Here is a 22,572-nt window from a genome sequence, read left to right on the forward strand (position 1 = left end):
AGGACATGCCACTCGGCGACATCAGCACCCTGCTCGTGTGGGGTGCGGCGACGGCGTTCACGATCGCCCTGATCGCCTACTCCGTCGCGCTCGCCCGCGTCGCCGACGCCTCCTCCCAGGAGCACCGGGCGGCCCGCGCCGCGAGGATCGCCGCCGCGAAGCAGGCCCGTGCCGGTGCGCGGGAGGCCGTCGGCGCCGGCGGCCCCGCCGGGCTCGTGGTCCCGCCCGACGACGTCCCGTCCGGCGACGTCCCTGCCCGGTCCGGGCAGCTCCGCGACGCCGAGCCCGAGCACGCCGTCGCGCTGCCGTCGAAGGCCACCGGCATCGCGCGCTCGACCACCTACCTCGGGATCGTGCTGCTGCTGGCCGGCATCGTGCTGCGCGGCGCGGCCGCGGGCCGCTGGCCGACCGCGAACATGTACGAGTTCACGCTGGTCGGCACGCTCGTCGCCTCGTCGGTGCTCGTCGTCGTGCAGCGCCGGCGCGTCATCCCGTTCCTCGGGGTCGTGGTCATGGGCATCGGCGTGCTCGCGCTCGTGCTCGGGTTGAACGCCTTCTACGTGCAGGCGGACGAGGTCCAGCCCGCCCTGCAGAACTACTGGCTCGTGATCCACGTCGGCGTGGCCATCGTCGCCACCGGCATCTTCACCGTCGCGTTCGCCACGGCGGTGCTCCAGGTCCTCCAGGACGGCCGGGAGACCGGGCGCTCGCACCTCGACCGCCCGTGGCGCTCCGCCGACGGCGTGCGCCGCTCGCTCGCCCGCTGGCGCGTCACCGGCCCCGCGTGGTCGTGGCTGCGCACGGTGCCGTCCGCCCGGCAGCTCGAGGCGCTGTCGTTCCGGCTGAACGCCATCGGCTTCGTGCTGTGGACGCTCACGCTCATCGGCGGCGCGATCTGGGCCGAGCAGGCCTGGGGCCGGTACTGGGGCTGGGACCCCAAGGAGGTCGGCACCTTCATCGCCTGGGTCGTCTACGCGGCCTACCTGCATGCCCGCACGACGCGCGGCTGGGCCGGCCGCCGTGCCGCGTACTTCGTCTACGTCGGCTACGCCGCGGTGCTCGCGAACTTCACGGTCGTCAACCTGTTCGTCGACGGGAAGCACTCGTACTCGGGGCTGTGAGCCGCCGACGGCCCGCGCTCTAGGCGGGCACCTCCGGCCGGCGTAGCGTGGGTCCTCCCCGCGACGGTGCGGGGTGACGCGCGCCGCGGGGGGCGGGTGATGCGGGGCAGACGAGCACGCGACGCATCCGTGCTGCTGGCCGTCGCCCTGACGGTCGTCGGCTGCGGCGGTGCGCCCACCGCCGGGGACTCGCCCGGGCCCGTCCCCACGCAGACCACCTCGCAGGCCCCGGGGACGCCCGCCGACCCGGACGCCGAGGAGCCCGGCTCCCAGGGCGGCGGGGGCGGCGGCAGCGTCCGCCTGGTCAGCCTGCCCGGCGGGGACGGCGTCGCCACGGTCACCGACGGGCGCGGCTGCGTGCTGTGGACGCCGCAGGACCTCCCCGAGGGGGTCGCCGTGCGCGTGACGAGGGTCGACGTCCGGCCCGCCGGCGTGACCCGGCTCCCGGGCGGCTGCGGGGACGTGCCGGCGTGCGAGGGCTCGACGGTCAGCGCCGCGGAGCCGGCCACCTGCTCCGTGGCCTTCGGCCCGCCGCCGGACACGACCGCCGTCGTGGTGGACCTGCGCGGCGAGCCCGTCTGCTCCGACGCGGCGGCCTGCGCCGCCCTGGCCGAGCGGTGGGCGGCGAACGCGGGCACCGAGCTGACCCTCGACTGGCTCGACGGGCCGGGCGGCACCTCGGACGACCCCCCGGACGACGTCCCGTCGGACGCCCCCTCGACCGGCGGCCCGCCGGAGACGCCCGACGCGTCCGGCGGCGCGTAGGTGGCGGGCACCGGGCGGGTGCAGCCGTCCGGCCGCGCGGCCGACCCGGCCCTGGGGGCGGGGTGGTCGCGGGTGTGGGGGCTGCTCAGCGGGGTGGTCGCCCCCGTCACCGTCGTCACCTCGCTGCTGGTCTACTTCGGGTACGTCTCCGCCCGCGCGTTCTACGGCTACTTCGGCGTGGACGTCGACACGCTGGGGTTCGCCACGCGGGACCTGGTGGTGCGGGCGTCGCAGCCGCTGCTGGTCCCGCTGCTCGGGCTGCTGCTGATCGCGGCGCTCCTGGCGTGGGTCGACGTCGCGGCCCGGCCCGCGCCTGGGCCGGTCGCGCGGGCCCGCGCGCCGTCCGCGGAGCGCTCCTCGCGGTCGGCGTCGCGGGCGGCGTGCTGCTGGCCGCCGGGGTCGTCCTGGTCGCGGCGTTCCCCGTGCTGGAGGACTGGGTGCCGTACCCCCTCGTCGCCCCGCTGGTGCTCGGGGCGGGCGCGGGCGTGGTCGAGCGGGCCCTCAGCTGGCGCCCCGGCAGGTCGCGCCGCCCCCGCGCCGAGCGGGTGCTCCTGCTCCTCGTGGTGCTGGTCTGCGCGTTCTGGGCCACCGCGACGGTGGCCGACTGGTCCGGGCGCGGGGCGGCGCAGGCGCGAGCCCGTGACCTGCGGGCGCTCCCCGCGGTGGTGGTCGACACCCGCGAGCCGCTGTTCCCCGGGGACGACACCGTCACGGAGCAGCCGCTGCCCGGGGCGCCCGAGGGCTACGCGTTCCGCTACCGCGGGCTGCGGCTGCTGGCGGAGGGCGACGGCAACCTGTTCCTCGTGCCGGAGGTGTGGTCGGAGTCCGGCTCGACGTTCGTCATGCCCCTGGCGGAGGTCCGGGTGAAGTTCCGGTTCGTGGACGACCCGCCGTGAGCCGCCCGCGCGGGGTCAGCCGCGCGCGCCGCCGTCCGGCACGTCGCCGTTCGTGCCTTCGGCGTCGCCCCGCGTCTCCCGCTCGCGCCGGATCCGGTCCTGCTCCAGCCGCCACAGGAACTCGGGGTCGTCGTCCGGTGCCACGGGGCCCCTGCGCCGGGGGGCGGGCCCGCCGGGTGCCGGACCGCCGCGTGACGGCCCCGCGCCGCCGCCGGGACCGCGCTCGGCGCGCCGCGACCGGCTGACCAGGATCCACACCGCCGGCCCGAGCAGCGGCACGACGACCGCCAGCAGCACCCACGGCAGCTTCGGCAGCCCGAGGCGCTCGTCCTCCTCGCTCGTCGCGATGTCGGCGACGGCGTACACCGCCAGGCCGATCATGACGAGGAACAGCAGCGCGCGAGCCATGCGGTCCAGCGTAACCAGGCGGGGTGCGGGGTGCCGCCCGCGGCGGCTTACCCTGGGTGGGTGCCCGTGGTGACCTACTCCCTGCTCCGGCTCGCCCTGTTCGCGGTGTGCCTGGTCGGGCTCGTGCTGGCCGGGACCGGGTGGCTGCTGGGCGTCGTGCTCGCGGCCGTCCTGGCGGCGCTGCTGTCCTACCTGCTGCTCAAGGGTCCCCGCGACCGCGCGGCGCTGTGGCTCGCGGCCCGCGCCGAGCGCCGGGGCGACCGTCCCCGCCTGTCGCGCCGGGCGGCGCAGGACGCCGCCGAGGAGGACGCCGCCGTCGACGCGGCCACCCCCGGTGAGCGGCGGGACCCCGCCGCGACGGACCGGGGCCCGGTCTAGGAGGCCAGCCGCTCGGGCGCGTCCTGCCCGGCCGGGCGGGCGTCCGGCACGGGCCGGCTGATCTCGGCCCACACCACGTCGAGGGACAGGCCGAGCACCTCGGCGATCGCCGCGATGGTCGGGAAGGCGGGGGTCGCGACGCGGCCCGACTCGATCTTCCGCAGCGTCTCGGGTGAGACGTGGGCCTCGAGGGCGGTCGCGAGCATGGAGCGCTCGCCGCGGGCCCGGCGCAGGAGGGCGCCGAGGCGCTGCCCGCGCTCGACCTCGGCGGGGGTGAGGGGCAGCCGGACCATGGAGCCGATCCTAGACCGGGATAGTATGGCCGGGATAGTTATTGGCCGCACAGAGGACGCCGTCGCATGATCGAGATCCTGAACCCCGCCGAGCTGGTCCGGGCACGCGCCACGGGTGCGCTGGTCGCCGACATCCTGCAGACGCTGCGGAGCCGCAGCACCGTGGGCACCAACCTGCTCGACATCGACCGGTGGGCGCGGGAGATGATCGTCGACGCCGGCGCGACGTCCTGCTACGTCGACTACGCGCCGTCCTTCGGGCGCGGCCCGTTCGGCCACTACATCTGCACGTCGGTCGACGACGCGGTGCTCCACGGGCTGCCGCACGACTACCGGCTCGCGGACGGCGACCTGCTGACGCTCGACCTCGCGGTGTCGCTCGGCGGCGTGGTCGCCGACTCGGCGGTCAGCTTCGTCGTGGGCGGGTCGCGCGCGCCGGAGAGCCTCGCGCTCATCGACGCCACCGAGCGTGCCCTCGCCGCCGGGATCGCCGCCGCCGGCCCCGGCGTCCACCTCGGCGACGTCTCGCACGCGATCGGCACGGTGCTCGACGCCGCGGGGTACCCCGTCAACACGGAGTTCGGCGGGCACGGCGTCGGCTCGACGATGCACCAGGACCCGCACGTGTCGAACACCGGCCGGCCCGGCCGGGGCTACCGCCTGCGACCGGGGCTGCTGCTGGCGCTGGAGCCGTGGGTCATGGCGGACACCGACGAGCTCGTCACGGACGCCGACGGGTGGACGCTGCGCAGCGCGACCGGCAGCCGCACCGCGCACAGCGAGCACACGATCGCCATCACCGAGGACGGCGCGGAGATCCTCACCCTGCCGACGCGCCGGGTCTAGACCGCCAGGCCTAGACCGCCAGGCCGAGGCCCAGGAGCACGCCGAACGCGAGCTCGAACATGCCCGTGCCCGCGAGCACCGGCACCAGGGCGATCCCGCGGGCGCCGACCAGGACCGTGAACGCGAGGATCCCGGCGGGCAGCAGGAGCAGCGTGACCACCAGCGCCCACGGGTTCGCGAACGCGCACGCCATGCCGAGCAGCACCGGCAGCACGACCATGACGGCGTAGGCGAGCCGGGCACGGCGCTCCCCGATGCGCACCGCGAGCGTCCGCTTGCCCACCAGGGAGTCGGTCGGCACGTCGCGCAGGTTGTTCACCATGAGCAGCGCGCACGCGATGAGGCCGACCGCGACGGCGCCGACCCACGCGGGCCACGTCAGCCGGCCGGCCTGGGTGTAGGTGGTCCCCAGCACGGCGACCAGCCCGAAGAACAGGAACACCCCGACCTCGCCGAGGCCGAGGTAGCCGTAGGGCCGCTTGCCCCCGGTGTAGAACCACGCCGCGAGGACGCACAGGGCTCCCACCGCGAGCAGCCACCACTGGCCGGTCGTGGCGACGAGGGCGAGCCCGATCAGCCCGGCGACGCCGAACGCCGCGAACGCCGCGCGCTTCACGGACCCGGGCCGGGCCAGCGCGCTAGCGGTGAGGCGCAGCGGGCCGACGCGCTGCGTGTCGGTGCCGCGCACGCCGTCGGAGTAGTCGTTGGCGTAGTTGACGCCGACCTGCAGGGCGAGCGCGACGCCGAGCGCCAGCAGCGCGCGGCCGATGTGCGCCGCGTCGACCTGCGCGGCGGCGCCGGTCCCGACCAGCACGGGCGCGGCGGCGGCGGGCAGGGTGCGCGGGCGCGCTCCGGCGATCCACTCGGCGGGGGTGGCCATGGTGCTTCCTCCTCGTACGGCGCTCACGCAGCGGGGCCGCGCAGCGACGGTACCCGGCGATCCGGCTGCCTCACGCACCCGGCGGCGCGTCGGCGACCGCCGGCCGGCCGAGCGCCCGGGCGGCGAGGTCCGTGGCAGCGCGCCGGTCGGGCTTCCCGGGCCCGCGCAGGGGGAGCGCGGCGAGGGTGACCAGGTGCCGCGGCGCCGCCGGCCCCCCGAGCGCCTCGGCCGCGGCGTGCCGCAGGTCGTCGAACTCCGGGCCGGGTGCTCCCGGGGGCGGCACGACCACGGCGACGAGCGCCTGCCCCCACTCGGGGTCGGGGACGCCGACCACCAGCACCTCGCCGACGCCCGGGCGCTGCGCGAGCACCCGCTCCACGGCGGCCGGGGGTACCTTCACGCCTCCGGTGACCAGCACGTCGTCCGCGCGGCCCAGCACCTCGAGCCGGCGCTCTCCCGTGCCGTCCGACCAGCGCCCGACGTCGCTCGTGCGCAGCCGGCGGGTGCCGTCGACGACCTCGAACAGCTCGGCGTCCAGGTCCGGCCGTCCGCGGTACCCCGCGGCGAGCACCGGCCCGGCGACGAGGATCCGGCCGTCCACGTCGAGGTCGACGGTGACCCCGTCCAGCGGCACCCCGTCGTAGACGCAGCCGCCGCAGGTCTCGGACATCCCGTACGTGGTGACGACGCGCGCACCCGCCGCCCGCGCCGCGTCGACCAGCCCGGGCGGGGCCGCCGCGCCCCCGAGCAGCACCGCGTCGAAGGCGGCCAGCGCCGCGCGGCCCTCGTCGGACGCGAGCAGCCGGTGCACCTGCGTGGGCACCAGGGACGTGTACCGGGGGCCGTCGCCGTCGGGCATCCGGGCCACCGCGGCGGCGAACGCGTCGACCCGGAACGGCGGGCCGAGCACCGCGGGGGTGGTCCCTGCGACGAGGGACCGGACGAGGACCTGCAGGCCGGCGACGTGGGAGGGCGGCAGCGGCAGCAGCCAGCGGCCCGGTCCGGACAGCCGGCGGTGCGTCGCCTCGGCGGAGGCGCGCAGGGCGCCGGCGGTCAGCATGACCTCGCGCGGCGCGCCGGTCGAGCCCGAGGTCCGGACCAGCAGCGCGACGTCGTCGGGAACGGGCACCGCGGCGGCGGTGTCCTCACCGGCTCCGCCGGTCACGCCCACCCCGCCGGTGGCCTGCGACTCCGGGGCCTCGACCGGCAGGACCGCCGGCCCGGTGCCGTCCAGGGCGGCGGCGAGCGCCTCGGTGAGCGCCGGCACCCCGGCGGCGGACGCGGCGACGACGCGGACGGGACGGCTCACCCGGCCAGGGTAGGTCCGCCCGTAGAGTGTCGCGGACGTGCGGGCCACCGGCCCGCAGGAGCAGGGAGCACGAGGGGCGCGAGGGCATGGGCATGATCGGCACCACCAGAGGGCGGGCGCGGCGCGCCGCCGGGCTCGCGGTCGCGGCGGGGCTGCTGCTCGCCGGCTGCTCGCAGGGCGGCGGACCGGCGCCCGACGCCACCACGGTCGCCCCGACGCTCGACCCCCAGAAGGTCGCGGCGCCCGAGCCCGTCGTACCGCCGACCTGGCCCCTGACCGGCGTCGCGGGCGAGATCGCGAACCGGCCGGCGCTCGCGGTGAAGATCGAGAACACCGCGACGGCCCGCCCGCAGTCCGGCCTGGAGCAGGCCGACGTGGTGTGGGAGACCATCGTCGAGTTCGAGGTGTCCCGGTTCGTCGCGGTCTTCCACTCGCAGGTCCCCGCGGAGATCGGCCCGGTCCGGTCCGTGCGCCCGATGGACCCCGACATCGTCTCCCCGCTGAACGGGCTGCTGACGTTCTCCGGCGGGCAGCCCGGCATCCTCGACCTCGTCGCGCAGAGCCCGGTCCAGGTGATCAGCCACGACGCGGGCGCCGACGGCCTCTACCGGGTCCGGACGCGGTCCGCGCCGCACAACGTGTACGCCGACCCGACGGTGCTCTGGGGGCAGGCCGACGCGAACCACCAGGCGAGCCCCGCCGAGCAGTTCGCGTTCGCCCGCTCGCCCGAGCGCGCGACCGCGGTCGTCGCCGGCACCCCGGCCACCACCCTGGCGTTCGACCTGTCGTCGCAGTCGGAGCCGACGTGGACGTGGGACGGCTCGCTGTGGAAGCGCGCGGAGGGCAGCACCCCCGCGATGTCCGCGGCCGGGTCCCAGCTGTCGGCGGTCAACGTCGTCTCGATCACCGCGGCGCACCCGAACACGGCGTTCGGGGCCCAGAACGGCGCCCCCGTCCCGACCTACACGCTGGTCGGCTCCGGCGAGGGCGTCCTGGCGACCGGCGGCAAGACCGTCCCGGTGACCTGGAAGAAGGACTCGCGGGACGCGCCGATGCAGCTGTTCACCGCGGACGGGGCGCCGGCGACCCTGGCCCCCGGGAACACCTGGGTGGAGCTGGTGCCGCAGGGCACCGGGTCGCTGACGATCTCCTGACGCCCCGGGCCGCGCCCCGCGGCCGTCAGTAGGCGTACGGGAACCGGCTCCAGTCCGGGTCCCGGCGCTCGAGGAACGCGTCGCGGCCCTCGACGGCCTCGTCGGTCATGTACGCGAGCCGCGTCGCCTCGCCGGCGAACACCTGCTGCCCGGCGAGCCCGTCGTCCGCGAGGTTGAACGCGAACTTCAGCATCCGGATCGCCTGCGGCGACTTGGTCGCGATGACGCGCGCGTACTCCAGCGCGACCTCCTCCAGGCGCTCGTGGTCGACGGCCTCGTTGATCGCACCCCACGCCATCGCCTGCTCCGCGGAGTACTCGCGGGCGAGGAAGAAGATCTCGCGGGCCCGCTTCTGGCCGACCTGCCGCGCCAGCAGCGCCGAGCCGTAGCCGCCGTCGAACGACCCGACGTTGGCGTCGGTCTGCATGAACCGGGCGTGCTCCCGGGACGCGATGGTCAGGTCGGCCACCACGTGCAGGGAGTGCCCGCCGCCCGCGGCCCAGCCGTTGACCACCGCGACGACGACCTTCGGCATGGTCCGGATGAGCCGCTGCACCTCGAGGATGTGCAGGCGCCCGGCGCGGGCGGGGTCGATGCGGTCGGCCGTCTCGGCCCCGGTGGAGTCGGTGTACCGGTAGCCGTCGCGCCCGCGGATCCGCTGGTCGCCCCCGGAGCAGAACGCGTGGCCGCCGTCCTTGGGGCTCGGGCCGTTGCCGGTGAGCAGGACGGTGCCGACGTCGGACGTCATGCGGGCGTGGTCGAGCACCCGGTACAGCTCGTCGACCGTGTGCGGGCGGAAGGCGTTGCGCACCTCCGGCCGGTCGAACGCCACCCGGACGACGGGCAGGTCGCGCGTGCCGTCCCCGGACCGGTCGACGCCGCGGTGGTACGTGAGGTCGGTGAGGTCCTCGAAGCCGGTGACCTTGCGCCACCGGGTGGGGTCGAAAGTGTCGGAGACGCGCGGCGGCAGGGAGTCGGTCACGGGGGCCAGCGTAGGGCTGGCGCGGTCCGGCGCCATTTTGGTACGGTCGTACCAGAAGTGGGTGCGGGACGGCGGACGAGGCCACCCGGCGCACCCGCCGCGGAAGGTGTGCTCCTCATGGCATGGATCGTCCTCATCCTCTCCGGGCTGCTCGAGGCCGGCTGGGCGCTGAGCATGAAGGCCTCGGACGGCTTCACCCGGCTCTGGCCCACGGTCTCGTTCGCGGTGTTCGCGATCCTGTCGTTCGCCGGGCTGAGCTGGGCGCTGCGCTCGCTGCCGGTCGGCGTCGCGTACGGCGTCTGGGTCGGCGTGGGTGCCGCGGCGACCGCGGTCCTCGCCATCCTGTGGCTCGGGGAGTCCGTGTCGGTGCTGAAGATCGTCTCGCTCGTGCTGATCGTCGCCGGCGTCGTCGGGCTGAACCTGTCCGGCGCCGGGCACTGATGGCCACGACCCGGACGGCCAAGGGCGACCGGCGTCGCGACGAGCTCGCCCGCGCCGCCGCCGACCTGGTGCGGGAGGACGGGCCGTCCGCGCTGAGCCACCGCGCCGTCGCCGCCCGCGCCGGGGTGTCGCTGTCCGCGACGACCTACTACTACTCGGGGCTCGACGCGCTCGCCGCGGCGGCCGGCGCCGCCCTGGTGGACGACTGGGTCGCCCACGCGGAGGGCGTGCTCGCGCGCGTCGTCGCCGCGGCGGCCCCGCAGGACGCGGCCGAGGTCCTCGTCGACGCGGTCCTGCCCCCCGGCGACGACGCGGTGCTCCGGGCGCACTACGAGCAGCTGGTGACCGCCGGGCGCGTGCCCGCGCTGGCCGCCGCGCTCGGGGAGGGGCGCGCGCGCCTCGACGACGTGCTCGGCTGCCTGCTCGCGGCGCTGGGGTCGGGAGCCCGGGGCAGGGCGGGCGACCCCGGTCCCGCGGTGGTCCTCGCCCTCGTCGACGGGGCCGTCGTCGCCGCGCTGAGCGAGGGCCGGGACGTGCGCGCGGGCGCCCGTGACCTGCTGCACGGGGTGCTGGGCGGCGCCGAGCCTCTACGCTGAGCCGCGTGCACGTCTACGCGATCCCCCTGCGGACGCGCTTCCGCCGGATCACCGTGCGCGAGGGCGTCCTCGTCCAGGGGGACGCCGGCTGGGGCGAGTTCAGCCCGTTCTGGGACTACGACGCGGCCGAGTCGTCCTCGTGGTGGCGCGCGACGCGGGAGGCCGCCGACGACGGCTGGCCTGAGCCCGTGCGCGACCGCGTCCCCGTGAACGTCACCGTCCCCGCCGTCGGGCCCGACGCCGCCCGGCGCATCGTCCTGGCGTCCGGCGGCTGCACGACGGCCAAGGTCAAGGTCGCCGAGCCCGGCCAGGGCGCCGCCGAGGAGGCCGACCGGCTCGCCGCCGTGCGCGACGCCCTCGGCCCCGGCGGAGCCATCCGGATCGACGCCAACGCCGCGTGGGACGTCGACACCGCCGTGGACCGGCTGCGGGTGCTGGACCGGGCCGCGCGCGGGCTGGAGTACGCCGAGCAGCCCGTCGCCTCCGTGCGCGACCTCGCCCGCCTGCGCCGCTCGACCCCCGTGCCGATCGCCGCCGACGAGTCGATCCGCCGCGCCGAGGACCCGCTCGCCGTCGTCCGCGCCGAGGCCGCCGACATCGTCGTGCTCAAGGTCCAGCCGCTGGGCGGGGTGCGCGCGTGCCTCGAGCTCGCCGAGCAGGTGGGCCTCCCTGTCGTCGTGTCGTCCGCGCTGGAGTCCTCGGTCGGTCTCGCGGCGGGGGTGGCGCTCGCGGCCGCCCTGCCCGACCTCCCGTACGCCTGCGGCCTCGCCACCGCGCAGCTGTTCACCGACGACGTCGTCGACGCCCCGCTCCTGCCCGTCGACGGCGCCCTGGACGTGGCCGCGGCGCGGGGGCTGTCGCCGAGCCCGGAGCGGCTGGCCGCCACCGCCGCCGACGAGGCCACCGTCGGGCGCTGGACCGAGCGGCTGCGCGCGGTGCAGGCGGTGACCCGGTGACCGCCACCGGGCCCGGCGCCGCAGCGGCGCGTCCCGGCGCACCGGCCCCCCGCGCCGCCCGGGTGCTGGTGCAGGAGCTCGCGGCGCACGGGGTGCGGGACGTCGTCCTCGCCCCGGGCTCGCGCAGCGCGCCGCTCGCGTACGCGCTCGCGGAGGCCGCGCTGCCGGACGACGAGCGCGCCGCCGGTGCGCCCGGCCTGCGGCTGCACGTGCGGGTCGACGAGCGGTCGGCCGCGTTCCTCGCGCTCGGGCTGGCCCGCGCCGCCGCGCTGGAGGGCCGGCCCCGGCCCGTCGCGGTCGTCACGACGTCCGGCACCGCGGTCGCCAACCTGCACCCCGCCGTCCTCGAGGCCCACCACGCGGGCGTCCCGCTGCTGCTGCTGACTGCCGACCGCCCGCACGAGCTGCGCGGCACCGGCGCGAACCAGACCACCGTGCAGGCCGGCATCTTCGGCCCGGCGGTGCGGCTGGACGCCGACGTCCCCGCACCGACCGGCAGGCCGGGGGAGGACCGCGACCTGCGGCACCTCCTCTCCCGCGCGGTCGCCGCGGCGCTGGGCACCCGCACCGGGGACCCCGGCCCCGTCCACCTCGACCTCGCCTACCGGGAGCCGCTGACGCCCGGGTCGGAGCCCTGGCCGGCCGCCGCCGACACGGGCCGCGTGACGGTCGTCGGGCGCACCGCCGGCGACGTGGCGGACGCGCCGCCGCTCGCCGACCTGCCCGGGCCCGGGGTCGTCGTCGCGGGGGACGGCGCCGGCCCGGACGCCCGCCGGCTGGCCGAGGCCGCCGGCTGGCCCCTGCTCGCCGAGCCGTCCTCCGGTGCCCGCGGTGGCCCGAACGCGCTCGCCGCCTACCGGATGCTGCTCGGCGACGCCGCCCTCGGCGGCCGGGTGCGGTCCGTCGTGCTGCTCGGCCGGCCGACGCTGTCCCGGCCGGTGACGGCCCTGCTCGCGCGGGACGACGTGCACCTGACCGTCGTGGCCCCGGCGGGCTCCGGCTGGCCCGACGCCGGGCGCGCTGCGGACCGCGTGCTCCCGGCGCTCCCCGCCGCCTGGCTGGGAGGGCCGGCCGGCGACCCGGCGTGGCTCGCGGCGTGGCAGCGGGCCGACGCCGCCGCGGGTGCCGCGGTCGACCTGCTGCTCGACGACGACCCCGCCGCGCCGCCGACCCGGAGCACGCCGCCGCTGACCGGCCCGCGCGCCGTCCGTGCGGTGGCGCAGGCCTGCGGGACCGACGACGTGCTGGTCGTCGGGTCGTCCAACCCCGTGCGCGACCTGGACCTCGTGGCGCGGTGGCCGGAGCCGCCGGCCGTGCTCGCGAACCGCGGGCTCGCGGGGATCGACGGCCTCGTCTCGACGGCGTCCGGCGTGGCGCTGGGCCTGCCCCGGCGGCGGGTGCGCGCCCTCATCGGGGACCTGACGTTCCTGCACGACGTCGGCGGCCTGCTCCGGCTCTCCACCGAGTCCGAGGTCGACCTGCAGGTCGTGGTGCTGAACGACGCGGGCGGGTCGATCTTCGCGACCCTCGAGCACGGCGCGCCGGAGCGCGCCCGCACGTTCGAGCGGGTGTTCGGCACCCCGCACGCCGTGGACGTCGCGGCGCTGTGCGCGGGGTACGGGGTGCGGCACGTGCGCGTGTCGGACGAGCCGTCCCTGGCCGCGGCGCTGGCGGCCCCCGGGCGGGGGCTGTCCGTGGTGGAGGTGCGCGTCGACCGCGCGGACCGGCGGGCGCTGGGCGAGCGCATCGGCGCGGCGGTGCGCGAGGCGGTGCGCGAGGCCGTGCGCGACGCGGTCGGCGGTGCGGTGCGGGGACCCGCCGGGGACTGACCCCGTTCGGCGGGCGAGGGCCGCCGAGGCGTGCGACCGTCGTGGGGCGGGCCGTCAGGACGACGCGGATTCGCAGCAGACTCCCAGGGTTCGTCGAGCGTCGTTCCAGTGCTGTGGGGTCTGATGATCTCCGAGAAGGAGGTAGACCCCATGAGCAGCAGCACCCCCCAGGGACCGCAGGACGCCGCGGGCACGCCCGCGACCCAGCCGACCGACCAGGTCCGCGCCGGCGACGCCGAGCAGGCCGCGCCCGCCGCGCAGCCCGCCGGGCAGGCGGCCGCCCAGCCCACCGCGCAGCCCACCGCCCCCACCGAGCACGTCGCCGCCGCGCCGCAGGAGGCGCACCAGCAGGAGGCGCCGACGCAGCGCATCGCGCCGACGCCGACGCAGCAGCTCCCGCACACGGCCCCGGCGCCGGCCGCCCCGACGTACCCCGCTCCGTACCAGCAGGGTCCCGCGCAGCAGCCGCACGGTGCCCGGCCGCAGCCGCGCTTCGGTCAGCACGCCCCGGAGCAGCCGGCCCCGCAGCAGCAGGCCCCGCAGCAGCAGCCGCAGGCGCACCACGCCGGCGACCCGCTCGCGGCGTTCCGCACCCCCGCGGGCCCGACGGGCGGCCCGGAGCACCCCCAGGCGTTCGGCGCCCCGGCGGCCCCGGGCAGTGGCACCACGACGCGCACCCGCTCCGAGCGCAACCGCGTCTGGCTCCCGGCCGCGGGTGTCGGCGTGGCCGCGGCCCTGCTCGCGAGCCTCGGCACCGCGGCGTTCACCGGTGCGTTCGACGACGACTCCGCCGCGTCGCGCTCGACGAACATCAGCTCCATCGGGCAGTCGCAGAACGACGCCGCCCCGGTGTCCGGCTCCACCGTCGACAACCCCGACTGGCAGGCCGTCGCGTCCGCCGTCCAGGCCTCCGTCGTGGCCATCCAGGTCACCACCAGCCAGGGCGGCGCGGAGGGCTCCGGCGTGATCGTCGACGACGAGGGCCACATCGTCACGAACAACCACGTGGTGGCCGGCGCGCAGGACGACCAGGTCCAGGTCACGCTGACCGACGGCCGGATCTTCACGGCCGACGTGGTCGGCACCGACCCGACCACGGACCTCGCGGTCATCAAGCTCCAGGACGCGCCGGACGACCTGTCGCCCGCGACCCTCGGCGACTCCGCCGACGTCACGGTGGGCGACCCGGTGATGGCGGTCGGCAACCCGCTCGGGCTGGCGAACACCGTCACGACGGGCATCGTCTCGGCCCTCGACCGGCCGGTGTCCACCACCGAGACGGGCAGCGAGGAGGCCGTGGTCACCAACGCGATCCAGATCGACGCGGCGGTCAACCCGGGCAACTCCGGCGGCCCGCTGTTCGACGCGCAGGGCCGCGTCATCGGCATCACGTCGTCCATCGCGACGACGTCGAGCCAGTCCGGGTCCATCGGCCTCGGCTTCGCGATCCCGGTGAGCCTGGCGGACATGATCGCCGGCCAGCTCATCGAGGACGGCACCGCGGAGCACGCGTTCCTCGGCGTCGGGCTCGCCGACGGCACGGCCACAGCCGACGGGGTGACCCGCTCGGGCGCGCAGGTGCAGTCGGTGACGTCCGGCTCGCCGGCGGCGGACGCCGGCGTCCAGGAGGGCGACGTCATCGTGGCCATCGACGGCAAGGCTGTCGCGGGCGCGGAGTCGCTGACCGGCTACGTCCGGGCGTACCCGTCCGGCGCGGAGGTCACCCTGACGCTGGTGCGCGACGGCCAGTCGCAGGAGGTCGACGTCACGCTCGCGGTCCGCGAGGAGACCGCGGCCGACTCCGGCTCCGGCCAGGAGCAGGCGCCCACCAACCCGGAGGACATGACCCCCGAGCAGCTGTGGGAGTGGTTCCAGCAGCAGCAGCAGGGCCAGGGCTGACCGGCCCGGCGACCTGACCACCTGCTGACAAGACGCCCGGGCGGGTGCCCCCCTGCCCCGCCCGGGCCCCGGGTGGCGAGCCCGCACCTCGCCGCCCGCCCGACGGCCCCCGGCCGCGCGCCCAGCCCCGGCGCGCCCGGGGGCCGTCGCCGCGTGCGGGGGCCGTCGTCGCGCGCGGTGCCGTCGCCGCGCGCGTCCGGTCGTGGGGAGGGGTCAGTCCGTGGCGAGGGCGTCGTGCATGGGCACGAGCTTGGCGCGCGACTCCGCGAGCTCCGCGGCGGGGTCGGACGCCGCGACGATGCCGCAGCCGGCGAACAGCCGGAGCCGGTGCGGGTCGTCCGCGTCGATCTCGGCGGAGCGCAGGCCGATGCCCCACTCGCCGTCGCCGTCCGCGCCCACCCAGCCGACCGGCCCGGCGTACCGCGCCCGGTCCATGCCCTCGACGCGCCGGATCAGCGCCCGCGCCGCGTCGGTGGGCGTCCCGCAGACAGCGGCGGTCGGGTGCAGCGCGGCGGCGAGCGCGAGCGACGTCGGGTGCGAGGTCGCGGGCTCGCCGGCGCCGGCGAGCACGGCGGTCACGTCGGACGCGAGGTGCAGCACGTTCGGCAGGTGCAGCACGAACGGGGCGTCGGGCACGTTGGTCGACGAGCAGAACGGCGCGAGCGCCTGCACGACGGACGCGACCGCGTACTCGTGCTCCTCGAGGTCCTTGGACGAGTGCGCGAGGATCGCCGCGCGGGCCACGTCGGCGTCGTCGTCACCGGTTCGCCGGATCGTCCCCGCCAGGACCCGCGAGGTGACGAGGCCCTTCTCGGACCGGACCAGCAGCTCCGGCGTCGCGCCGATCAGCCCGTCGACGGAGAACGTCCAGCAGGTCGGGTACCGCTCCGCCAGGCGTGCGAGGGCGTGCCGGACGTCCAGCGGCTCGGCGGTGCGGGCGACCTCGTCGCGGGCCAGGACGACCTTCTCGACCTCGCCGGCGCGGATCGCGGCGACGCCCCGGGCGACCACCGCGGGCCAGTCCTCGGCGGGCACCGCCCCGGACGAGTAGGTGACCTCGCCCGGCGCGCGCACGGGGGTCAGCCCCGCGACGTGCCGGGTGAGCAGCCGCTGGTCCGGCGCGGCGCCGAGCGTCCCGGCCGTCTCGACCACGGTCAGCCACGCGCGCCCGTCCCGCCGCCCGACGACCACCCGCGGCACGACGAGGACGCCACCCGCGGGGGAGTCGTCGTCGAACGCGAAGGACCCGAACGCGACCGGCCCGGTGCCGGGCAGCCGCACCTCGTCGCGGACCACGGCGTGCGCGACCATCCGCTGCCACGCGCGCTCGGCGTCCGCGAACCGGCCCGCGCCCGCGACGGTGACGCGGGTGGCCTCGCCCCAGCCCACGAGCCCGTCGCCGCGGCGCACCCACGTGAGCGGGGCGTCCTCGGGCAGCAGGGACAGCAGGTCGTCCGGGGCGTCGAGCGGGACGGTGCGCACCACGAGCGGCTCGGGGTGCGACGAGGGGTGCGGGGACGCCGTGGTGTGCGAGGACGCCGCGGTGCGTGAGGACGGCGCGGGGTCGCGGTCGCCGAGGGGGCTGGTCATCGCCGACCAGGGTACGACCGCCGCACTGCTGCCGCGGCCCCGTGGACGCACGCTGCCGCGCGGACCTGACACGATGGGGCCATGCCCCGCGCCTCCCTGGACAAGGACCCGCACGACGTCGCCGTGATGTTCGACGGCGTGGCCCGCCGGTACGACCTGACCAACGACGTGCTGTCGCTCGGGCAGGACCGGATGTGGCGCCGCGCCACGCTGAAGGCCCTGGACGCGCTGCCGGGGGAGACGGTGCTGGACCTGGCGGCGGGCACGGGGACGTCGAGCGAGCCGCTCGCGGACGCCGGCGTGAAGGTCGTGCCGTGCGACCTGTCGACGGGGATGCTGACGGTCGGGAAGCGCCGCCGGCCGGACCTCCCGTTCACCGCGGGGGACGCGACGTCGCTGCCGTTCGCCGACGCGTCGTTCGACGCGGTGACGATCTCGTTCGGGCTGCGCAACGTGGTGGACACCGTGGGCGCGCTCGAGGAGATGCGCCGCGTGACGAAGCCCGGCGGCCGGCTGGTGGTGTGCGAGTTCTCGTCGCCGACGTGGGCGCCGTTCCGCGCGGTGTACTCCGGCTACCTGATGAAGGCGCTGCCGGCGGTGGCGCGGGTCGTGGCGAAGGAGTCCGCCGCCTACACCTACCTCGCGGAGTCGATCCAGGACTGGCCGGACCAGCTCGGTCTGGGACGGCTGCTGAAGCAGGCCGGCTGGGGCTCGGTCGCGTACCGCAACCTGTCCGGCGGCATCGTGGCCCTGCACCGCGCGACAAATCCTGGGACGAATTGACCAAAGTCCTAGGACGAAGGTCCCGGCCCCCGATTCATGGGACGAAAGTCCCGCAAAACCCCAGGTCAGAAGCAGGGACGCTTCTGAGGCAAGCCTTCCAAGACAGGACCTTGGTCTATCACTAGACTCGGGTCTCATCAGGTGTGAAGGCATTCACAAATGGGGCGAACTGTGCAGAGTGGTAGGACCGATGACGCGGACGTCATCGTCGTCGGCGCCGGACCGGGTGGGTCCAGCGCGGCGTACCACTGCGCCGCCGCGGGTCTGTCGGTGCTGCTGCTCGACAAGGCGTCCTTCCCCCGCGACAAGATCTGCGGCGACGGCCTGACGCCGCGCGCGGTGGCCGAGCTCGCCCGCATGGGCGTCCCCCTGCGCGAGCAGGACGGCTGGATCCGCAACGTCGGCCTGCGCGTGCTGGGCGGCGGCCACGTCGTCGAGCTGCCCTGGCCGGAGCTGTCCTCGTACCCGTCGTACGGCCTCGCCCGCTCGCGGATGTCGCTCGACCACCTCCTGCTGGAGCACGCCCGCGCCGCCGGCGCCAAGGTCCAGGAGCGCACCAACGTCACCGGGCCCCTGGTCGACGAGCGCACGGGCCGCGTGGTCGGCGTGCAGGCGCGGCCGGTCGACGCCGACGGGAAGCGCGCCGGCGACCCCGTCACGTACCGCGCCCCGGTGGTCATCGCCGCCGACGGCGTGTCCGCCCGCCTCGCCACCGGCCTCGGCCTGGAGAAGCGGCTCGACCGCCCGATGGGCGTCGCCGTCCGCACCTACTTCCGCACGCCCCGCCACGACGACCCGTGGATGGAGAGCCACCTCGAGCTCTGGGACGGCAAGCCGGGCGAGTCCGACCTCATGCCGGGCTACGGCTGGATCTTCTCCCTGGGCGACGGCACCGCGAACGTGGGCCTCGGCTCCGTGTCGTCGACCGCCGCCGCGACGAAGGTCGACTACAAGGACCTGTTCGCGAAGTGGATGGCGAACGCCCCGCAGGAGTGGGAGTTCACCCCCGAGAACCAGGTCGGCCCGGTGCGCGGCGCCGCGCTGCCGATGGGGTTCAACCGCGGCCCGCTGTACGGCCGCGGGCTCATGCTCGTGGGCGACGCGGCCGGCATGGTCAGCCCGTTCAACGGCGAGGGCATCGCGTACGCCCTCCAGGCCGGCCGGGTCGCGGCGGACGCGATCGTCCAGGCCACGGCGCGCGGCACCGCCGCCGGGCGCGAGCGCGCGCTGGCGACCTACGGCGCGCGGATGAAGGACGACCTCGGCGGGTACTACACGCTCGGCCGGGTGTTCGTGAAGCTCATCGAGCACCCGCAGATCATGCGGGCGTGCACGCGGTACGGCCTGCCCCGCCCGCTGGTCATGCGCTTCACGCACAAGCTGCTCGCCGACTGCTACGAGCCGCAGGGCGGCGACATGGTCGACAAGGTGATCGCCGGACTCGCCCGACTGGCGCCGGCGTCGTGACCGCCCCGCCCTGACGCCCCGGACCGCCCGGCCTCGCCCGCCGCGCGCCGCCCGCCGGCACCCGCCCCGCACGGAAGCACTCCACCCCCCACCGGGAGAGCACCGATGACCAACCCGTACGTCCCCCTTCTCGTCATGATGGGGATCGCTGCCGTCCTCGCGGTCGGCGGGCTCGCCGCCAGCGCGGTCCTGGGCCCGAAGCGGTACAACCGCGCCAAGCTCGAGGCCTACGAGTGCGGCATCCAGCCGACCCCGCACGCGGTCGGCGGCGGCCGGTTCCCGGTGAAGTACTACCTGGTCGCGATGACCTTCATCATCTTCGACATCGAGGTCGTGTTCCTCTACCCGTGGGCCGTCAGCTTCGGGGAGCTGGCCGTGTTCGGCCTGGTGGCGATGGTGGGGTTCCTGGCGCTGATCACGGTGCCGTTCCTGTACGAGTGGCGCCGCGGCGGCCTGGAGTGGGACGAGGACTGACATGGGTATCGAAGAAGCACCCTCGGGTTTCCTGCTGACGTCGGTCGAGACGCTCGCGGGCCTGGTCCGCAAGGCCTCGCTGTGGCCGGTGACGTTCGGCCTGGCCTGCTGCGCGATCGAGATGATGGCGACGGGCGGCAGCCGGTTCGACATCTCCCGGTTCGGCATGGAGGTGTTCCGCGCCTCGCCGCGCCAGTCCGACCTGATGATCGTGGCGGGCCGGGTCAGCCAGAAGATGGCGCCCGTCGTCCGGCAGGTCTACGACCAGATGGCCGAGCCCAAGTGGGTCCTGTCGATGGGCGTCTGCGCCAGCAGCGGCGGCATGTTCAACAACTACGCGATCGTCCAGGGCGTCGACCACATCGTGCCGGTCGACATCTACCTGCCCGGCTGCCCGCCGCGGCCGGAGATGCTGATCAACGCGATCCTCGAGCTGCACAACCAGATCAAGGCCGAGCCGCTCGGCGGCAACCGCGCCGACATCGCGCGCAAGGTCGAGGCCGCGGCGCTGCAGGCCACGCCGACCTCCCAGATGACGGGGCTGCTGCGATGAGCGACGAGAAGCAGGACGCCGCCGCGGCCGCGAAGACCGGGGACGACCGCGCCGCCGACGCCGGGTCGCAGCGCACCAGCGAGACCGCCCTGGAGGCCGGGTCGCAGCACGTCCCCGCGGACCGCTCGATCCCGCTGGAGGTCGTGGGCGTCCGCGAGGGCATGTTCGGGGTGCACGGCACCGGTGACACCTCCGGCTTCGGCGGCCTGGTGCAGACCGTCGCGCTGCCGGGCCCGAGCGAGCGGCCCTACGGCGGCTGGTTCGACGAGGTCGTCGACATCCTGGTCGAGCTGCTCGACGGCTCCGGCACCGGGTACGCGAACGCGGTGGAGTCCGTCGTGGTGGACCGCGGGGAGCTGACGCTGAACATCGCCCGCGAGCACCTCGTGGAGGTCTCGCAGCACCTGCGCGACGACCAGGACCTGCGGTTCGAGCTGTCGCTCGGCGTCTCCGGCGTGCACTACCCGCAGGACACCGGCCGCGAGCTGCACGCCGTCTACCACCTGACGTCGGTCACCCACGGCCGCCGCCTCCGCCTCGAGGTCGCCGCGCCCGAGGGCGACCCCACCATCCCCAGCACCGTCGGGGTCTACCCGGCGAACGACTGGCACGAGCGCGAGACCTGGGACTTCTTCGGCATCGTCTTCACCGGCCGCACCGACCTGGCGCGGATCGAGATGCCGGACGACTGGCCCGGGCACCCGCAGCGCAAGGACTACCCGCTCGGCGGCATCCCGGTGGAGTACAAGGGCGCCACCATCCCGCCGGCCGACCAGCGGAGGCAGTACTCATGAGTGCTCAGACGCACGCGAACCCGGACATCCACGCGACCGGCCACGTCGTCGACGACGAGACCATCGGCCTGCGCACCTTCGAGGCGACGGGCGGCGACTGGTCCGACATCGCCGAGGAGGCCGCCCGCCTCGGCGAGCAGCGCATCGTCGTCAACATGGGCCCGCAGCACCCGTCGACGCACGGCGTGCTCCGGCTGATGCTCGAGATCGACGGCGAGACGGTGACCGAGGCCCGCGCGGGCATCGGCTACCTGCACACCGGCATCGAGAAGAACATGGAGTACCGCACCTGGACCCAGGGCGTGACGTTCTGCACCCGCATGGACTACGTCGCCCCGCTGTTCCAGGAGGCGGCGTACTGCCTCGCGGTCGAGAAGCTGCTCGGCATCACCGACGACATCCCGGAGCGCGCCACCCAGATCCGGGTGCTGATGATGGAGCTCAACCGGATCTCGTCGCACCTGGTGTGCCTGGCGACCGGCGGCAACGAGCTCGGCGCGACGACGATCATGACCATCGGGTTCACGGCACGCGAGGAGATCCTGCGGATCTTCGAGCTGGTCACGGGCCTGCGGATGAACCACGCGTTCATCCGGCCCGGCGGCGTCGCGCAGGACATCCCCCCGGGCGCGCTGGACTCCGTCCGGGAGGCGCTGACCGGCGTGCGGCGGTACCTCAAGCAGCTCGAGGACCTCATGCTCGGCCAGCCGATCCTCAAGGGCCGGCTGCAGAACGTCGGCGTGCTCAACCTCGCCGGCTGCATGGCGCTGGGCATCACCGGCCCGATGCTGCGGTCGACCGGCCTGCCGTACGACGTCCGCAAGGCGGCCCCGTACTGCGGCTACGAGACGTACGACTTCGACGTCCCCGTCCTGGAGGGCGCGGACTGCTGGGACCGGATGGTCCTGCGCATCGAGGAGTGCTACCAGTCCATGCGGATCGTCGAGCAGGTCGTCGACCGGCTGCAGGCGTCCGGCCAGCGCGGCTCCGCGCCGGTGATGGTCGCGGACAAGAAGATCGCCTGGCCCGCGCAGCTCGCGATCGGGTCGGACGGCATGGGCAACTCGCTCGACCACATCCGCGAGATCATGGGCACCTCGATGGAGGCCCTGATCCACCACTTCAAGCTCGTGACCGAGGGCTTCCGGGTGCCGGCCGGCCAGGTGTGGCAGACCGTCGAGCACCCCCGCGGCGAGCTCGGCGTGCACCTCGTCTCCGACGGGGGCACCAAGCCGTACCGGGCGCACTTCCGCGACCCGTCGTTCAACAACCTGCAGGCCGTCTCGGTGCTCTGCGAGGGCGGGCAGGTCGCGGACGTCGTCTGCTCCGTCGCCTCGATCGACCCGGTGCTCGGAGGGGTGGACCGCTGATGACCACGATCGAGCACCCGCGGATCCCCGGCGGCGGCCGGTCCCGCGCCTCGTACGACGAGGGCACGCACGCGCGGCTCGCCGCCGACGCCGCGCAGGTCGTCGCGCGTTACCCCGACCCCCGCTCGGCGCTGCTCCCGCTGCTGCACCTCGTGCAGAGCGAGGACGGGTACGTCAGCCCCGCGGGCATCGCGTTCTGCGCGGAGACGCTGGACCTGTCGACCGCGCAGGTCTCGGCGGTCGCGACGTTCTACACGCAGTACAAGCGCCGCCCGAACGGCCAGTACACGGTGGGCGTCTGCACCAACACGCTGTGCGCGATCATGGGCGGCGACGCGATCTGGGAGGACCTGTCCGACCGGCTCGGCATCGGCCACGACGAGACGACGCCCGACGGGAAGATCACGCTCGAGCGCATCGAGTGCAACGCCGCGTGCGACTACGCGCCGGTGATGATGATCAACTGGGAGTTCTTCGACAACCAGACCCCCGAGAGCGCGGCCGACGTCGTGGGCCGGCTCATCGCGGGGGAGCCGGTGGCCCCGACCCGCGGCCCGGCGCAGGTGCAGACGTTCAAGCAGGTGTCGCGCGTCCTCGCCGGGTTCCCGGACGGCCTCGCCGACGAGGGCGTCGCCGCCGGGGAGCCGACGCTGCGCGGCCTGGCCCTCGCCCGGCAGAACGGGTGGACGGCGCCGCCGTTCGAGGGGACGCCCGACCGGGGCGCCGACGCCTCGGGCGAGCCCGCCACCCCCGCCGCCGGGACGGCCCCCGGCGGCGGGGGTGGCGGG

General features: G+C 75.9%; 24 protein-coding genes. 18 read left to right on the forward strand and 6 right to left on the reverse strand.

Annotation, left to right across the window (positions count from 1 at the left end):
- Window positions 1–5: 5 nt before the first annotated feature.
- From ccsB to KJP73_RS12425, 3 genes are all read left to right on the forward strand, one after another.
- Complete coding sequence (gene ccsB / locus KJP73_RS12415; protein WP_213283174.1) at window positions 6–1,121, forward strand: c-type cytochrome biogenesis protein CcsB; 1,116 nt, start codon at window positions 6–8, stop codon at window positions 1,119–1,121.
- A 129-nt stretch (window positions 1,122–1,250) separates the two neighbouring features.
- Window positions 1,251–1,886, forward strand: coding sequence for a hypothetical protein (locus tag KJP73_RS12420; protein WP_213283175.1), 636 nt, complete (start codon window positions 1,251–1,253; stop codon window positions 1,884–1,886).
- 284 nt (window positions 1,887–2,170) lie between these two features.
- Entirely contained in the window at window positions 2,171–2,782 is a 612-nt protein-coding gene (locus tag KJP73_RS12425; protein ID WP_213283176.1) for a hypothetical protein, read from the forward strand.
- 15 nt (window positions 2,783–2,797) lie between these two features.
- On the opposite strand, the gene KJP73_RS12430 is transcribed toward KJP73_RS12425, so the two are convergent.
- A complete protein-coding gene (locus KJP73_RS12430) occupies window positions 2,798–3,190 on the reverse strand; it encodes a PLDc N-terminal domain-containing protein (RefSeq protein WP_213283177.1) in 393 nt (130 codons plus the stop codon).
- 60 nt (window positions 3,191–3,250) lie between these two features.
- On the opposite strand from KJP73_RS12430, the gene KJP73_RS12435 reads away from it, so the two are divergent.
- Window positions 3,251–3,568 carry a DUF4229 domain-containing protein gene (locus tag KJP73_RS12435; RefSeq protein WP_213283178.1) on the forward strand — a complete coding sequence of 106 codons (318 nt, stop codon included), beginning with the start codon at window positions 3,251–3,253 and terminating at the stop codon, window positions 3,566–3,568.
- On the opposite strand, the gene KJP73_RS12440 is transcribed toward KJP73_RS12435, so the two are convergent.
- Window positions 3,565–3,861 carry a helix-turn-helix domain-containing protein gene (locus tag KJP73_RS12440; RefSeq protein WP_213283179.1) on the reverse strand — a complete coding sequence of 99 codons (297 nt, stop codon included), beginning with the start codon at window positions 3,859–3,861 and terminating at the stop codon, window positions 3,565–3,567. The genes KJP73_RS12435 and KJP73_RS12440 overlap by 4 nt on opposite strands.
- A gap of 66 nt (window positions 3,862–3,927) precedes the next feature.
- Here KJP73_RS12440 and map point away from each other — a divergent pair, with 66 nt between their 5' ends.
- Window positions 3,928–4,707, forward strand: a complete 780-nt coding sequence (map, locus tag KJP73_RS12445; protein WP_213283180.1) for a type I methionyl aminopeptidase — start codon at window positions 3,928–3,930, stop codon at window positions 4,705–4,707.
- Window positions 4,708–4,717: 10 nt separating this feature from the next.
- Here map and KJP73_RS12450 read toward each other — a convergent pair whose 3' ends face one another.
- Together KJP73_RS12450 and menE are read right to left on the reverse strand one after the other, a co-directional pair.
- On the reverse strand, window positions 4,718–5,587 hold the full coding sequence (locus KJP73_RS12450) for a 1,4-dihydroxy-2-naphthoate polyprenyltransferase (RefSeq protein WP_213283181.1): 870 nt from the start codon (window positions 5,585–5,587) through the stop codon (window positions 4,718–4,720).
- Window positions 5,588–5,657: 70 nt separating this feature from the next.
- The gene (gene menE / locus KJP73_RS12455) at window positions 5,658–6,896 is read right to left on the reverse strand and encodes an o-succinylbenzoate--CoA ligase (protein WP_213283182.1); all 1,239 of its coding nucleotides are present in this window, start codon (window positions 6,894–6,896) and stop codon (window positions 5,658–5,660) included.
- Between the two features lie 92 nt (window positions 6,897–6,988).
- On the opposite strand from menE, the gene KJP73_RS12460 reads away from it, so the two are divergent.
- Entirely contained in the window at window positions 6,989–8,050 is a 1,062-nt protein-coding gene (locus KJP73_RS12460; protein WP_249669346.1) for a DUF3048 domain-containing protein, read from the forward strand.
- A gap of 25 nt (window positions 8,051–8,075) precedes the next feature.
- Here the strand turns inward: KJP73_RS12460 and KJP73_RS12465 are convergent, their stop codons facing one another.
- On the reverse strand, window positions 8,076–9,068 hold the full coding sequence (locus KJP73_RS12465) for a 1,4-dihydroxy-2-naphthoyl-CoA synthase (RefSeq protein WP_213283184.1): 993 nt from the start codon (window positions 9,066–9,068) through the stop codon (window positions 8,076–8,078).
- Between the two features lie 81 nt (window positions 9,069–9,149).
- Here KJP73_RS12465 and KJP73_RS12470 point away from each other — a divergent pair, with 81 nt between their 5' ends.
- From KJP73_RS12470 to KJP73_RS12490, 5 genes are all read left to right on the forward strand, one after another.
- Window positions 9,150–9,473, forward strand: coding sequence for a DMT family transporter (locus KJP73_RS12470; protein ID WP_213283185.1), 324 nt, complete (start codon window positions 9,150–9,152; stop codon window positions 9,471–9,473).
- Window positions 9,473–10,069, forward strand: a complete 597-nt coding sequence (locus KJP73_RS12475) for a TetR/AcrR family transcriptional regulator (protein WP_213283186.1) — start codon at window positions 9,473–9,475, stop codon at window positions 10,067–10,069. The genes KJP73_RS12470 and KJP73_RS12475 overlap by 1 nt, the downstream gene beginning before the upstream one ends.
- A 5-nt stretch (window positions 10,070–10,074) precedes the next feature.
- Window positions 10,075–11,025, forward strand: coding sequence for an o-succinylbenzoate synthase (locus KJP73_RS12480; protein ID WP_249669347.1), 951 nt, complete (start codon window positions 10,075–10,077; stop codon window positions 11,023–11,025).
- The gene (gene menD / locus KJP73_RS12485) at window positions 11,022–12,854 is read left to right on the forward strand and encodes a 2-succinyl-5-enolpyruvyl-6-hydroxy-3-cyclohexene-1-carboxylic-acid synthase (protein ID WP_213283187.1); all 1,833 of its coding nucleotides are present in this window, start codon (window positions 11,022–11,024) and stop codon (window positions 12,852–12,854) included. Before KJP73_RS12480 ends, menD begins: the two co-directional genes overlap by 4 nt.
- Window positions 12,855–13,004: 150 nt before the next feature.
- On the forward strand, window positions 13,005–14,753 hold the full coding sequence (locus KJP73_RS12490; protein ID WP_213283188.1) for a S1C family serine protease: 1,749 nt from the start codon (window positions 13,005–13,007) through the stop codon (window positions 14,751–14,753).
- A 213-nt stretch (window positions 14,754–14,966) separates the two neighbouring features.
- Here the strand turns inward: KJP73_RS12490 and KJP73_RS12495 are convergent, their stop codons facing one another.
- A complete protein-coding gene (locus tag KJP73_RS12495; RefSeq protein WP_213283189.1) occupies window positions 14,967–16,343 on the reverse strand; it encodes an isochorismate synthase in 1,377 nt (458 codons plus the stop codon).
- Window positions 16,344–16,424: 81 nt separating this feature from the next.
- Here KJP73_RS12495 and KJP73_RS12500 point away from each other — a divergent pair, with 81 nt between their 5' ends.
- From KJP73_RS12500 to nuoE, 7 genes are all read left to right on the forward strand, one after another.
- The gene (locus tag KJP73_RS12500) at window positions 16,425–17,126 is read left to right on the forward strand and encodes a demethylmenaquinone methyltransferase (protein ID WP_213283190.1); all 702 of its coding nucleotides are present in this window, start codon (window positions 16,425–16,427) and stop codon (window positions 17,124–17,126) included.
- A gap of 159 nt (window positions 17,127–17,285) precedes the next feature.
- Window positions 17,286–18,593: a geranylgeranyl reductase family protein gene (locus KJP73_RS12505; protein WP_213283191.1), complete on the forward strand. Its 1,308-nt coding sequence runs from the start codon at window positions 17,286–17,288 to the stop codon at window positions 18,591–18,593.
- Between the two features lie 105 nt (window positions 18,594–18,698).
- On the forward strand, window positions 18,699–19,067 hold the full coding sequence (locus KJP73_RS12510; RefSeq protein WP_213283192.1) for an NADH-quinone oxidoreductase subunit A: 369 nt from the start codon (window positions 18,699–18,701) through the stop codon (window positions 19,065–19,067).
- A gap of 1 nt (window position 19,068) precedes the next feature.
- Window positions 19,069–19,620: a NuoB/complex I 20 kDa subunit family protein gene (locus KJP73_RS12515; RefSeq protein WP_213283193.1), complete on the forward strand. Its 552-nt coding sequence runs from the start codon at window positions 19,069–19,071 to the stop codon at window positions 19,618–19,620.
- Window positions 19,617–20,414 carry an NADH-quinone oxidoreductase subunit C gene (locus tag KJP73_RS12520; RefSeq protein ID WP_213283194.1) on the forward strand — a complete coding sequence of 266 codons (798 nt, stop codon included), beginning with the start codon at window positions 19,617–19,619 and terminating at the stop codon, window positions 20,412–20,414. The genes KJP73_RS12515 and KJP73_RS12520 overlap by 4 nt, the downstream gene beginning before the upstream one ends.
- A complete protein-coding gene (locus tag KJP73_RS12525; RefSeq protein WP_213283195.1) occupies window positions 20,411–21,784 on the forward strand; it encodes an NADH-quinone oxidoreductase subunit D in 1,374 nt (457 codons plus the stop codon). Before KJP73_RS12520 ends, KJP73_RS12525 begins: the two co-directional genes overlap by 4 nt.
- Window positions 21,784–22,572 (forward strand): NADH-quinone oxidoreductase subunit NuoE (nuoE, locus tag KJP73_RS12530; RefSeq protein WP_213283196.1); only part of this gene is annotated, 789 nt, incomplete at its 3' end. The genes KJP73_RS12525 and nuoE, both read left to right, overlap by 1 nt.

The sequence above is a fragment of the Cellulomonas hominis genome, assembly GCF_901521055.1.
Classification (GTDB): domain Bacteria; phylum Actinomycetota; class Actinomycetes; order Actinomycetales; family Cellulomonadaceae; genus Cellulomonas; species Cellulomonas endometrii.